The sequence below is a fragment of the Thermoleptolyngbya sp. M55_K2018_002 genome, assembly GCF_015295965.1.
GTDB classification, from domain to species: domain Bacteria; phylum Cyanobacteriota; class Cyanobacteriia; order Elainellales; family Elainellaceae; genus Thermoleptolyngbya; species Thermoleptolyngbya sichuanensis.
In genome coordinates this window covers 1-14,274 of sequence record NZ_DVEA01000410.1, presented here as the reverse complement: position 1 = coordinate 14,274, position 14,274 = coordinate 1, and the positions used below count along the sequence as shown (strand labels likewise).

At 58.2% G+C, this 14,274-nt stretch carries 8 protein-coding genes; 4 read left to right on the top strand and 4 right to left on the bottom strand.

Annotation, left to right across the window (positions count from 1 at the left end):
- The coding region (locus IGS51_RS20730) for an ATP-binding cassette domain-containing protein (protein WP_297080659.1) at positions 1-683 on the top strand (683 nt) is incomplete at its 5' end.
- 91 nt (positions 684-774) lie between these two features.
- Positions 775-3,735 carry an NHLP bacteriocin export ABC transporter permease/ATPase subunit gene (locus tag IGS51_RS20725; protein WP_297080658.1) on the top strand — a complete coding sequence of 987 codons (2,961 nt, stop codon included), beginning with the start codon at positions 775-777 and terminating at the stop codon, positions 3,733-3,735.
- 191 nt (positions 3,736-3,926) lie between these two features.
- Here the strand turns inward: IGS51_RS20725 and IGS51_RS20720 are convergent, their stop codons facing one another.
- The 4 genes from IGS51_RS20720 to IGS51_RS20705 form a co-directional block, all read right to left on the bottom strand.
- Positions 3,927-5,885 (bottom strand): family 10 glycosylhydrolase, encoded by a 1,959-nt coding sequence (locus IGS51_RS20720; RefSeq protein ID WP_297080657.1) that lies wholly within the window; start codon positions 5,883-5,885, stop codon positions 3,927-3,929.
- A gap of 159 nt (positions 5,886-6,044) precedes the next feature.
- On the bottom strand, positions 6,045-6,866 hold the full coding sequence (locus IGS51_RS20715) for a tetratricopeptide repeat protein (RefSeq protein ID WP_297080656.1): 822 nt from the start codon (positions 6,864-6,866) through the stop codon (positions 6,045-6,047).
- A gap of 182 nt (positions 6,867-7,048) precedes the next feature.
- Positions 7,049-7,762: a polysaccharide deacetylase family protein gene (locus IGS51_RS20710; protein ID WP_068507249.1), complete on the bottom strand. Its 714-nt coding sequence runs from the start codon at positions 7,760-7,762 to the stop codon at positions 7,049-7,051.
- A gap of 259 nt (positions 7,763-8,021) precedes the next feature.
- Positions 8,022-9,098, bottom strand: a complete 1,077-nt coding sequence (locus IGS51_RS20705) for a Gfo/Idh/MocA family oxidoreductase (protein ID WP_297080655.1) — start codon at positions 9,096-9,098, stop codon at positions 8,022-8,024.
- 742 nt (positions 9,099-9,840) lie between these two features.
- Here IGS51_RS20705 and IGS51_RS20700 point away from each other — a divergent pair.
- Together IGS51_RS20700 and IGS51_RS20695 are read left to right on the top strand one after the other, a co-directional pair.
- Positions 9,841-10,512: a response regulator transcription factor gene (locus tag IGS51_RS20700; RefSeq protein ID WP_297080654.1), complete on the top strand. Its 672-nt coding sequence runs from the start codon at positions 9,841-9,843 to the stop codon at positions 10,510-10,512.
- A gap of 229 nt (positions 10,513-10,741) precedes the next feature.
- Positions 10,742-14,274, top strand: a 3,533-nt coding sequence (locus IGS51_RS20695; protein WP_297080653.1) for a CAAX protease, incomplete at its 3' end; no start/stop codon positions are given.

Sequence of the window (14,274 nt, the reverse complement as noted above, 5' to 3'; positions counted from 1 at the left end):
GGGCGGCGCTCCAGCAGGGACGGGTTGTCCACTTCCAGCCCGGTCAGCGGGTTGCGCTGGTGGGCGGCAGTGGTTCCGGCAAATCGACGATTGCTAAACTGGTGTGCGGACTCTATCAGCCTTGGGCAGGCGAGATTTACTTTGACGGACAGCCGCGCCAGAGCCTCCCGCGTTCTGTGCTGGCAAATTCCCTGGCAATGATCGAGCAAGAGGTGCTGCTGTTTGCAGGCAGCGTGCGCGATAACCTGACCCTGTGGGACACAACGCTTTCCGATCAACAGTTGATTCAAGCCTGTCGGGATGCTGCGGTACACGACATTATCTTATCCATGCCAGGGGGCTATGGGGCGGAACTGTCGGAAGGCGCAACGAACCTCAGCGGCGGACAGCGGCAGCGTTTGGAAATTGCGCGGGCGCTGGTCAGCAATCCTTCAATACTGGTTATGGACGAGGCGACAAGCGCCCTGGACACAGAAACGGAACGCATTATTGATTACAACCTGCGGCTACGCGGATGCACCTGTCTCATCGTGGCACACCGCCTCAGCACCATTCGAGACTGTGATGAAATCATTATGCTGGAACGCGGAAAAGTGGTTCAGCGAGGCAGCCACGACCAGCTTAAGACACAGGAAGGGCCCTATCTCCAGCTCATTCGCAGCGAAGGCGGCTCGATTGAATAACTTGCAGATCGTGTTGCAGATTGCATCGCAGATTGCATTGCAGATTGCATCGCAATTTATATGTAAAAAATGAGACAAAAGGAACGCAGGAATGCTGGCAGAAGAAAGAAAGCTTGAGCGAGTTCATCCTACCCGATCGCTGCACGGAAACGAACCCCTACTGCTAGACCACCAGACCGTTTGGCAGGTACAATCCGGTTCGCTGGCGCTGTTTGCTGTGCCAATGCAAGATGGAATTCCACGCGGGCGGCGGCGATACTTGTTCAGCGTCAACGCGGGCGAGGCCGTATTTGCAGCCGACGCAGCCGAGTTTGGCGAACCGGGATTATCGCAGCCGTGTCAGCAGCCGTATCAACTGATGGCGGTGGCGCTGGAAGAGACGGATCTGACAGGGCGATCGCCCGCTGAATTCCTCCAGTGGCTGCACGACGAACCGCAGGCTGCCCAGCAGCAGCTTGAGGGCTGGGTGCATCAGTTGGGCACGACGCTGGCAAGCATGACCGCAACCATCTTGCCAACGCCCCTCGATCGATATGGCGTGTTGGGCATGGGCGAGGTGTTTCAGCCAGCTCAGGGTGCCGTAACCTGGGTGCGCGTGCTGCAAGGAACTGCGCTGCTGCAAGGGGTGTCGAGCTTGCCGCTGGAACTGGGGGTGTGGCTGCCGCTGGAACGGCATCTCTGGCTGCAAGCTAGCGATATTGTGGAACTGGAAACCTGCACCAGTGATGCCCAATCGGCGATTGCCCTGATGACTGGACTGAGCCATCTGCAAGCAAAGGTGATGCAGGGAATCCAGAGGCTCGAAGCTCAGGAGCAGCATCAGGAACTCGCACGCTATCGCGAACGGCAGCAGCTCAATACGGAAGCCGTAACGCGGACGCTGGACGAACTATCGACCGTATTTGATGCTGCGCCCACTTCGTTAGAACATACATTACTGGGACATGCAGCAGACGTGGCGATCGCCATGAACCCAGAAACAGCGCTACTGGCGGCGGCTGGGGCCGTGGGGCGGGCCCTGGGGATTGCCATTTCACCCCCTGGCAAGTCAGAAGATCTGCGGCGGCTGAAAGACCCCATCGAGGCGATCGCCCGTGCCTCCCACATCCGCATTCGCCGCGTCACGCTGCGACAGGGCTGGTGGCATCAGGACGGCGGCCCGCTGCTGGCCTACTCGCTAGAAGACGGCCGTCCTGTGGCGCTGCTGCCTCGCTCTGCCTCACGCTACGAACTGCTCGACCCGCTGCGCCAAACCCGCACGATCTGCGATGCCCGCGCTGCGGAAACCCTTGCGCCCACTGCCTACACCTTCTATCGCCCGCTGCCACCCCTCGCCAAGCCATTAGCACTGCTGAAATTTGCCCTGCGGGGACATTTCAAAGAACTGTGGGTTGTGCTGCTGGCGGGGCTGGGCGCAACGCTGCTGGGCATGGTCACGCCCCAGGCAACGGCCCTGCTGATCGATCAGGCCATTCCCGATGCCAACCGCAGTTTGCTGCTGCAAATCGCGCTGGGGCTGCTGGCTACGGCGATCGGCGCGACCCTGTTTCAGATTACCCAGAGCATTGCGCTGATGCGTCTGGAAACCGTTGCTGATGCCTCGACCCAGGCGGCAGTGTGGGATCGACTGCTGGCGCTGCGGCTGTCCTTCTTTCGGCAATATTCCATCGGCGATCTGAGCGCAAGAGTGTCTGCCGTCAGCCAAATTCGGCAAAAATTGGGTAACACTATTCTCAAAAGCTGGTTCTCTGGTATATTCTCGCTGCTAAACCTGGGTCTGCTGTTTTACTACAGTCCACCCCTAGCGGCGATCGCCCTCCTTGTTGCCCTGATTAACATCGGCGTGACGGTCATCTCCAGTATCCTGACCCTGCGAAAGGCACGTCCCCTGCTCGATCGCCAAGGCAAACTGCAAGGCATCATGAGAGAAATCATTAACGGCGTGGCAAAATTTCGCGTTGCCGGAGCGGAGACTCGCGCCTTTGCCTACTGGGGACGGCAATATAGCCAGCAGTTGAAGCTAACCCTGGCATCCCAGGGCATTGAAGATAATTTGGCGGTAATCAATAACCTGTTATCTGCCTTGACCCCAGCCGTCTTGTTTGCATTCGCGGTACAGTTACTTCAGCAATCCCAATCCCAGGACGGCAGCTTTTCCATCGGCACGTTTCTAGCGTTCAATGCCGCGTTCGGCACGTTCATCGGCGGGGCGACCAGTCTCAGCACTACAGTAGTCGATGTGATGGAAGTGCTACCCATCTGGCAGCGGGCATTACCCATTCTTCATGCCGTACCAGAAGTAGCGGATGACAAGGCCGATCCAGGTCGTTTAACCGGGCAAGTGTCCGTCGATCGCGCGGTGTTTCGCTATCGCGAAGATGGACCGCTAACGCTGGATAATGTCAGCATTCACGCCGAGCCAGGAGAGTTCATTGCGCTGGTGGGCCCATCGGGCAGCGGCAAATCGACGCTGTTTCGGCTACTGCTGGGCTTCGACACGCCAGAGTCGGGAACGGTCTACTACGACGGGCAGGACTTGTCTGGATTAGACATGCAGGCCGTGCGGCGACAGCTTGGCGTAGTGCTGCAAAATAGCCGCCTGATGTCTGCGTCGATTTTTGAAAACATTGCCAGTGGTGCGCTAATTGGCATGGAGGAAGCCTGGGAAGCAGCCCGCATGGCAGGACTGGCCGATGACGTGCAGGCGATGCCAATGGGAATGCACACGGTCGTCAGCGAGGGCGGCACAAACCTTTCGGGCGGACAGCGCCAGCGCTTGCTGATTGCCCGCGCCCTGGCCCTGCGTCCCCGCATTCTGCTGTTTGACGAAGCCACCAGCGCCCTGGATAACCGCACACAAGCCATTGTCAGCGAGAGTCTGGATTGCCTGCGCGTGACGCGAATTGTGGTCGCCCACCGTCTCAGCACGATTCGCAATGCGGATCGCATCTACGTGCTGCAAAATGGCCGCGTCATGCAGAAAGGTGACTTCGAGGCGCTGGCCACCCAGCCTGGATTGTTTAGCCAACTGATTCAGCGCCAGCGCGTTTAGCAAATTCGCCAACCGGTTCACCCCGTCTCAGAATCCCATGAAAGCCTTTTCGCCACCCGTTTGCACCAGTGTTGCCTACCAGCGATCGCCCCCAGTACCAGCGCACTATGCTCTAGATTGGCGCAGTGCCGCATCAGGTCGTTTTTGGCGCAGCACAGTCCTTGTATTGCTTCTGCTTAAACCACTGCTGCTTAAACCACTGCTACTACGCCCGCGCTCTCATTCGCTAGCCGATCGACCGTACACAGTGCATAGGTTCCGGGCGATAGAGTAAGCTGTGTTGTAGTGGCAGGTAAGATACTTTGCAGCGTCCAGGTGCTTCCTGCTTGGCGATAGAGCGTCCAGGAACGGACACTGGCGGCGCTGCTCCAGACGAGTCGATTTCCCAAGACGCGCACATTTTGCGGCGGCACGGGGGGCAAGCTGCGGAGCCAGGGCATGACGGGCGGCAGGGCGGCGGTGCGGTAGATATTGGTCTGGAGGCGATCGCCAATACCTTCGCGATTCGTCAGCAGCGCCTTCATGCTATAGAAAATATTGCCGAGGGCGAGTTTACTCTCTAGCTGGCGCGTGATGGCCACCTGCCGCTCGATTTCGGTCACGTCCCAGGCTTTGCCATCGAGCTGAGATAAGTTATTGCCGGGGTAGATATGGCGCTTCTGGATATTCTGATCTGCCCACCATTCCAGCAGCACGGGATAGCTCTGGGCGGGTGGGTCGATGCGCCAATAAAGCTGCGGCGCGAGGTAATCGACCCAGCCCTGCTGGAGCCACTTCAGCGCGTCGGCAAACAGTTGGTCGTAGGCATCGAGTCCCTGGATTTGCGGCGGCTGGCCGGGGCGATAAATTCCAAACGGGCTGATGCCAAATTTTACGTGCGGCTTGGTGGCTTTGATGCCGCTGGAAAGGCGCTGCACTAGGCGATTTACGTTATCCCGCCGCCAGTCCTTCAGGGAGAGCGTGCCGCCGCTGCTGCGATAGGCCTGATAGGTTTTGTCATCGGGAAAGCTCTGCCCAGCGATTGGGTAAGGATAAAAATAATCATCCAGGTGAATGCCGTCCACGTCGTAGCGGCGCAACACGTCCAGAATCACGGCATAGGTGCGTTCCTGCACGACGGTCGCGCCGGGGTCCATCCAGAGCTGGTTGCCCCAAGGGTAGACCACATCAGGATTCGTCGCCGCTAGGTGGGGCGAAACGTTGACCGTTTGCTGAGACGTGCGGGCGCGATAGGGGTTGAACCAGACGTGAATTTCCAGATTGCGCTGGCGACACTGGGCGATCGCCCATTGCAGCGGGTCGTAGGCGGGGCTGGGCGGTTTGCCCTGAGTGCCCGTCAGCCAAAAGCTCCACGGCTCCAGCGTTGAGGCATACAGCGCATCCCCTTCGGGGCGAATTTGCAAAATCACAGCGTTGAAATGGAGCGATCGCAGTCGGTCAAAAATGGCAATCAGTTCTGCCTGCTGCTGGTCGGTGGTCAGCGTGCGGGCGCTGGGAAAGTCGATATTCCACACAATCGCCACCCACGCTGCCCGAAACTCGCGCCGATGCGACACTGCGACCGTCCGCACCCAGCGCACAATCCACGCCGACTCGATTACCGGAACCTGGCCCAAACGCACCAGTGCTTGATACACAAAGCTAGCCGCCTCGGCCCGTGTAGCCGCTTGCTGCGATCGCACTCGTTTCAGGTCGGGATGGTTTACGACCAGCCCTGTTTCCGTCGCCGTGGCGATCGCCTGTCTTGCCCAGTCGGGGATCTCGCCCGCATCCGCATACAGGTCGAATAATGGAGCCTGGCCCGATGCCGCAAACCCCAGCCCGCTCACCAGCGCCACCCAAACCTGCACACGGGCGATCGCCTCTGCGGGACGAAACGATCCGTCAGGATAACCGGACATGAACCCGGTTTCGTAGGCCCAACGAATCGCAGACGCAGCCCAAAAACTCTCCGACACATCCTGAAACGGCACGTAAGGTCGCTTGGGCGCAACGGAAAAGGCAGAACGCAGGAGGGATGCAAACTCAGCGCGAGTAATCGTCTGCTCAGGGCGGAATGTGCCGTCCCCAAAGCCCCGCACAATGCCACGCTCGGACAACGCCTCGATAAACGCTTTTGCCCAATGGCTTTGGATGTCAGAGAAACTCATTGAAACTCATTACTCGTCAGGCTCCCAGACTCGTCAGGCTCCCAGTGGGGCTGGATTCAGTTTTACCAGGACTTACGCACTTACGATAAGCTTTCTGGGTTTTGGACGATTTCTCACGGGCGCAGGCCGTGAGAAATCGTCCAACTGCATCAGTCCTATTTACTTCAAGGTCAGAAACTTCTCCAGGGCGCTGACGAGCGACGGACTCCAACGGCGGACATTCGCAACCCAGTCCACGTCTTTGTATCGCGCATCCAGCCCAACGGCGGCATACCAGTTGCTTTCGGCTTCGCCCTGGTTGCCCGCGACCCAGAGGGCGGCGGTGAGGGCGGCCCGCATGTCGGCAAAGCGGGGGTATTTGCGGACGAGGTTTTTCATGGTGCGGATGGCTTCGTCGATCTGCCCGGTTTCGTAGAGGGCGATCGCATAATTGGCCCTGGCAAAGGCAAAATCGGGCGCAAGGTCTGCCGCTTTTTGGTAGTCTGCGATCGCCGCCTCCCAGTTGCCCTGGCCTGCCTTGGCGTTGCCCCGATTGTTATAAGCAGCCGCGTCGTTGGGGTCGAGTTCTAGCACCTTGTTGTAGTTGGCGATCGCCTCTTCCCAGCGTCCCAATCCCTCCAGCGCCGCGCCCCGATTGAGGTAGGGATCGGGGGCATCGGGAGCCAGTTCGGTGGCTTTGTCAAAATCGGCGATCGCCGCTTGCAGTTTGTTCTGGCTGACGCGCGAGTTGCCGCGATTGCTCCACACGGCCGCGTTGTCGGGCAACTGCTCCAGAATTTCCGTCCAATAGGTTTCTGCCTCTGCGAAACTGCCCCGGTTGGTCGCGTCAAAGGCTTTTTCGCGCAGCTCGCTCAGCGACGGAAGCTCGACCGGAAGCGGTTCCGGTGATTTTGTCGGGGTCGCCTCAGCCGCGATTCCAAAGGGCCACGCGCCCAGCCAGAGCAGCGCCGCCAGCAAACATGAAAAAATGTAAATCAGCATAAACTGATCATGACAGGTTTGGGGGTGCAATGCAAAGGGCAGGAGGGATGGGAGCCAATCGCAGGATTTAGATCGATTCTTGATTTTGGATTTGCGATTTTGGATTTTAGATTTCCAAGGCCTAATTCCACAGCCTACCTATTCCACAGCCTACCTATTCCACAGCCTACCCGTTTCACAACCTAATAGTTATCCCAAAGTTCGGATAGCGTGACCACGCGATAGTCCTTGCGCTGCAAGTAGTCGAGCAGCAGGGGAATGGCGGCGGCGGTTTTTTCGGAGCGCTCGGCAGAGCCGCCGTGCATCACCAAGATAGCGCCAGGAAACACGAAGCGCGACACATACCAGGCGCTAAATAGGGCGTTGTCTGTCGGCTTGAAGGTGTCTACAGGAATCATAGAGGCCAGGGCAAACCGGGGTTCATAACCGGGCATGGCTTGCAGTTTGGGAACCATGCTCTTGGCATATAGCCCGCGACCCGGGCGATACCAGCGGATGGGTTGATTGCAGTCTTTGCAGATGCGGTTGTGGGCTTCACGCATTTGCAGGGCAAACAGTTCGGGGTGCTGGAGGGCGGTGGTGTCGTCTACGATGCCGTGATTGGCGACTTCGTGCCCGTAGGCGCGAATGCGAGGAATAATCGTGCTTTCGGGGCTGAGGTGGCTGGTGATGATGAAAAACGTGGCCCGTACATGGCGGTCTGGATCTTCGATCTGGCGATTGTGTTCGGCGATCGCCTCCAAAATTTTTTGGGTAGACTCATCCTCTGGTTCACCGGGCGTGGGCACGTCGTCGATGGTCAGCGCCACCACGCGCTCGGTAGTTTCTTTATAAAACAGTCCGTCTGGAAAGGCCCGCGCTACCTGCTGCACGAGCCGCTGCTGAGCAAGCCCCATAGCCTCTCGCACTCAAAACAACTTACCTTTCCATAGTAAAGAGTGGGGAGCCTGTCGATAAATCCCAAAGATCCGACCCTGATGGGTTGCCTGAATTTGTTGCCTGAATTTGTCGCCTAATTCGTGATCAGCGCCAGATTCGTCAGAAGACTTGCCCAGTCTCAGGTAGCGCCTGAAGCCACCTACGACGACCAGAGGCTACCAAAGGCTACCAAAAGTTAGAAGAGGCTAGAGGCTAGAAGAGGCTAGAGGCTAAAGGCTAGAGGGCGATCGCCGACACCTCCGACTGCACGCCGCTCAGATCATCCGGCTGCCACACCTGCCCATCCAGCGCCATCTGCTCAATGCGACTGGCCAGCCGCAAGGCCTTGAGGGCCTGTTCGCCGCCGACCGAGGGCTGCTTGCCACCGCGCACACACTGCACAAAATGTTCTAGCTCGGCGTGCAGCGGCTCGATGTTGCTGGTGTACACCTTTTCAATTAGCCCATCCTGGCGATAAAGCACCTGCCCATAATCGGTTCGATAGTTGGCCGTCGTCTGCCGATGGATCAGGATTTCGTTGTTCAGAAAATCGGCTTCCGTCAGGGAATTTTTGCAGTGGGCGGCGATGCGGCGAATCTTGCGATGGGTGACCTTGCTAGCAGTCAGCGTGGCCACAATGCCGTTGGCAAAGCCCAGCGTCGCCGCTACATAGTCTAGATAGCCAGAATCCGACGCGCGGCTGCCGCTGGCGGTCAATCGCGTGACAGGTGCAGCGGCCAGTTCCAGCAGCAGGTCGATATCGTGGATCATGAGATCCAGCACCACCGACACATCATTGGCCCGCTGGGAATAGGGACTCATGCGGTGAGCCTCCAGCGCCAGCAGTTCCTCTGTTTTCAGCACCTTACTGAGTTCTTGAAACGCCGGGTTAAACCGTTCAATATGCCCCACCTGCAAGATGCAGTTGGACTCGGCCGCCGCGTTGACCAATAGCTCTGCCTCGGCAATGCTGGCGGCAATCGGCTTTTCGATTAGCACATGCACCCCCACCTGGAGACAGGTCAGACCCACAGAGTAGTGCAGTCGGGTGGGAACCGCCACACAGACCGCATCGACGCATTTGAGCAGTTCGCGATAGTCTTCAAAAAACCGAACCCGATACTTGCTTGCCGTATCCAGCCCTCGCTCGACGTTGACATCGGAAATGCCCACCAGTTCTACGTCCTTGAGCAAGCTGAGGACGCGGGTGTGGTGCTGGCCCATGTTGCCAACGCCGATCACGCCAACTCGAATGGGATCATGCGAGCCGCGTGGCGCTGAGGTATCCGCAGTTCCAACAAATCCGTTTTGCACGCCTGCAATCTCCTACACCACAATCGCTAGTTTGAAATCGCTAACTTTCTAAAATCGCTAATTTACAATCGCTAGTCTGGAGCCGCTACCCTTTTGAAGCGCTAACCCGATCTATCGCTCAGGACGACTTGAAGCCGCTGGATTTGAACGGGACAGTTTGAAGAAAGCTTACAAATCTTGACAAAGTTATGATATCAGCAGTCGTCTTTATTCTGGATGGCTGATGATCAAGATATAATTTCACTTGTGTCAGTTTTTCCGGTGTCAGTTTTCTGCTGACCTGCTTTTCTCAATGACCTATCTGCTGGGTCGATTCTGAACTGTAGTCTGGCTGCCGCCTGGCTATAGGCTGGCTATGGTGGAGACTGTGGTAGCGACTGCTGTAATGGTCTGAAGGTTCCGTGTTTCTGGGCTACGCCACAAATGCTCCGTTGCTCCGTCAAAAGCCCCCAAGCCCTTACGAGATTGTAAACGTCGCCGATGGCTAGGCTCTGGCGATTTGTAGGCTGTGTTAGCGTCGGTGCAATGTCTTAAAAGCCTTGTTGGGGGTGTGCTACGGCTATGCTGATTGCACTCTACAAGACTGGTCATAAAGCAGCCTGAGAACGCGATGGGCGGCGATCGCCATCCTTCGTTTTTGATTGGGCTTAGTCAGAAAGAATTAACGAATTTTGGCAATCTTGGCTTAGGCTAATGAAAGCTATCATATTAACTCAATGGTTCTGAACTCAGGCTCTCCGCAATGCCTCTGACGATTCTGGTGGTGGATGATGATCTGGGCACCCGGCTTTCGATTGGCGACTACTTAGAGTTGTCTGGCTATCTGGTGGTGATGGCAGAAAACGGTGAGCAGGCCCTTGCCCTGGTGGATCAAGTGCAGCCGCATTTGATCGTGACGGACGTGGCCATGCCCCGGATGGATGGGTTTGAGCTGGTGCGACAGGTGCGATCGCAGCCCGCGCTGCGACTCTTGCCTGTGATTTTTCTAACGGCGCTGAGCCGCACGGAAGAACGCATCCGGGGCTACCAGCTTGGGTGTGATGCCTATTTGCCAAAACCGTTTGACCTAAAGGAACTGGGGGCAGTGGTGCGAAATTTGCTGGAGCGATCGCAGCTGATCCAGACCGAATGGCGACGGCAAATTCGCGCATCGGAAGCTGCCGAATCTGGCACCAGTCGGGCAGTCGAAGAGCATCCGACTGCGGAACCAGAGAGTGATCTGGGGCTGACGCTGCGAGAACAGGGGGTGCTGTCGCTGCTGGCGGATGGTCTGTCGAATTCGCAAATTGGCGATCGCCTCCACCTCAGCCCCCGCACGGTCGAAAAATACGTCAGCAGCCTCCTCCGCAAGACCAACACCAGCAACCGCGCCGAACTCGTCCGCTATGTGATGGATCACCATCTGGTGGAATAGCGGCTAGTGGAATAGTCCGGATGGAATCGGGGCTGGTGGAATAGCGGCTACTGAACTACTGCAATAGCCTTGCCGAAAGATCAGTTTCGGCCTGGGCGCTTGCGTGAATTTGCTTCAGGGCAATTTTTTATGGCAATTTAACTTCTGAATTTGCGCGGCGCGGTTTATCATCGCAGCAACGGCTTAGCGGTCAGCAGGATCGCTCATTGCGCCATTCAGGAGTGAAATCATGGCTGAGACAGCGTGGAATCAGGCGGCTGAGCTAATCGGCGGGGCTTTTTCGCTACAATTCGATGCATTTCGGCGGGTTGTGGCGCTGCCCGGCGGCTTTTGGCTGGCGCTGCTCATCGTGCTGCTGGCAGGGCTATCGCTGGGAGTGGGGCAGAGCATCATTCTATTTGTCAACCGCGTCAAGCCCAGCCGCTTTGTCTTTAGCCTGCTGCTGAATGCCATCCTGTTTGCCTTTGGGTTTCTGTTTCTCGCCCTCAGCACTTGGCTAATTGGGCTGCTGCCAGGGTTTGTGCGGGTGCCCTTGCCGACGCTGGTGACGGTGCTAGGGCTGGGCTATGCGCCGCTGCTGTTTGGATTTCTAGGAGCGCTGCCCTACCTGGGCTACCCGATTCAGAATTTGCTGTCGGTGTGGAACTTGCTGTCGATGCTGGTGGGGTTTGCAGTGGTGGCCCGGCTCAGCGCCAGCGAAGCCCTGACCTATGTGCTGCTGGGCTGGGTTGTAAAGCAGCTTTTGGAAGGCACGATCGCCCAGCCGATTGCCGAGTTTGGTCGCCGTCTGGCCGATCGCGTGGCGGGGGTCGAATTGGCCAAAGACTCTCGTGAGCTGCGGGAGCGCGTTTTGTCTGGGGCCCGCCCCGCAGAGCCAATTATTCCCGCGTCGGACGTAGCTTTGCCGGAGGTGCGTCAGTTGGTGGCGGCTGCGGGACGATCGCATCCGGAGGCGGCTCGCAGCGTGTCTCAGGCAGTGATAGAGCGGCCGTCTTCTGGCTATTCGCTGCGTCCGCTGGACGTGCCAGAAGCAGATGACCCCGTGTTGCAGCTTGACTATCAAACACGCGGCGTTCCTCAGGCGGTGAAGGTGGTGCTAGGGCTGCTGGCGCTGGCGATCGCCTTCTGGCTGGTTTTTGTGCTGATGCGCCCGGTGCGGGATGGGCTGTTTGGCTGGTATAACGGATTGCCGACCCCGTTTCGCCTGACGTTCGATTTAGCCTGGATTGGCGTGGTGGCGACGGTGTTTGCGGGGATCATCGCGCCGCTGGAGTCGCTGGGCTGGTGGGCCGGTTGGTATGGCGATGAGTTGGATGCAACAGCGGTGAATGCGTCTCTATATGGATATGAGTATGAAAATGAGTATGAAGCTGCTCAAACCAGCTTGAAGGAGTTGCAGGCAGGCGATCGCCCCGGCGCTGCGGCGCAATATCGCCCAGACCCCTACTTCCCGCAAATCAATCATTACCTGGTGTATCTGGACGGTATTGCCCAGTCGGGCGAAGAATATACCCCCGATATCGAAGACTTTTTGAATGCCCTCAAGCCCGCTCTGCCCAAAGATGTAGAACTGGTTGAGGGGCTAATGCTGTATTCGGTGCTGAATCGCCCGCTGTATGAAGACCGGCCGCTGGCGTTTTTGTGGCGACTGGCAGACAAGATGCGATGGAACAACCCGGCGGCGCTGCTGGGGATGCTGGTAAACCTGCGAAACGTGCTGATCGTGGCGGTGTCGTCCGATAAGCGCTACGGCCCCATCTATAACCAGGGCATTGCCCAGGTGATTTTCGACGGGCTGGTGCGGCGGGGCTATCGGCCTGGCAGCCGCGTGCCAATTACGCTGCTGGGCTATAGCGGCGGCGGCGAAATGTCTGTGGCGGCTGCGCCCTACCTGAAGCGGTCTACCAATGCCCCCATCGACGTAATTTCTCTCGGCGGCGTAATGAGCGCCAACAACAACGTGCTGGTGCTGGAGCATCTTTATCACATCGTTGGCGATAAGGATGTGGTAGAACGGGTCGGCCCCATTATCTTTCCCGGCCGCTGGAAGCTGTTTCCGCTGTCCTACTGGAATCGGGGCAAGCGCAAGGGCAAAGTCACCGTTCTCTCGGCTGGGCCGGTCGGTCACCAGGTTCCCGGTGGCTATATGGACCCCCAGGCAACGCTGCCCGACGGTCGCACCCATTTGCAGCAGACCATCGAGACGATTCTGCAAATTTTGCGGGGGGAGGCGCTGCGGGCCGGCGACCTGATTCCCCAAACACCCAGCAACTATGCCCTGTACCAGGCAGCCGCGTTCAACCGCCCCGACTATTATCCAATCGCCCAAACCGTGGACTCCCGGTGGTATCGCCCCATCGGTGAGTGGATGGGGCGGCTCATTTTGCCCAAGCCAGAAGAGCGATCGCACGTCCAGGGAACCTGGCTAGAAGTTCACCACGCCCCAGAGGGCTACCGCTACTTTGTGGGAGAGCGAGTACGGCTGCGCTGGGTAGACTACCCCAACGTGCAAAAGAGCATGAATTCCGTCGTGAAGGATGTCCACTTTAGCGCCGAGGCAGAATTCAGCAGTCGCTACGGCGGCATGGTGCATCCCGATCGGCTCAACCACTGGCGACAGGTGAACGCGCTGGAATCGCTGGCGGCGGGGCATCCGGTGGATGATCTGATCGTGCGGCTGGAACCGCCTGTGGTGGTGCAGGGCGACGTGCTGCTGATTGCCGATACGCCTGTGCAAATTACGGGACGGTTCTGCGCGCTGGTGCGGTTTGAGCGGCCAGTGGCGGGCAGCGACCAGTTTGTGGTGACGCATTTTGACCGGGCGACGCGGCAGTTTAGCGGCAAGCTGGAAACGATGCGGCTGCCGGAGGTGGTGTTGGCCAAGGCCTATGGCAGCTATCCCTCAACCACGCGCGACCTGGAAAAATCGCCCTACAACGAGACAGGCTGGTACGTCTACGGCGCGAAGGACGCGGCGGGTGCGTTTGTGGTGCAGGCGATCGCCCCCCGTGCCCTGTTCCGCCTGCAACCCGAATCGGTGCTGTTTGGCGGCAAGGCAGCCTACCGCTACATCCGCAAACAGGCTTGGGCGGACATTGCGGCCCAAAAAGGCAAGATTGCGTCGGTGCTGTGCAGCGGCCTGTCCAACGGGTCAGATGCGGCAATCCAGGCGGCGATCGACGAATGGCGCGTGGGCGACGAGGCGCTGGTGCTGCATACCTACGGCGGCATCGGCGGCGAGAAAAAGGAACCCGCCGCGGCCACGCCGATTTTCTTTGGGCACTTTGCCTACGGCGTGGCGACCGTTATCCACGAGCCGCTGGCGGACGAACGCCAGTTCGATATTTGCTATTACCAGGTCTATACGCAAAATACCGACGGGCTGGTGGCGGGCACGCTGCACTGGTCGCGCTATATGGGCGATCGCCAGTTTGGCTGGCTGGGCACGCGCCCGACCTGCGACCTGCTGATTAAGCTGCCTGCTTATACCGACCCCTACAAAATCGGTAACGTCCTGGTTTCACCACTGGACTTGCTAGAGCGGCAGTTGCAGGTGATGACGGCGCGATATCGCATTGGCGACGGCACGGGCGGAACCTATGTAAACGCAGCCTATAACTGCTCCCAGGATTCCAATCAGGCGCTATTTGCTAGTATTCGCAACACAGAGCGCACCCTGCGCGAAAATCCCCGCATTCTGGAACTGTTGCTGCAAGAGCCAGAGCAGGCGCGACAGTTTCAGCAGCTTCGAGAATTGGGCAA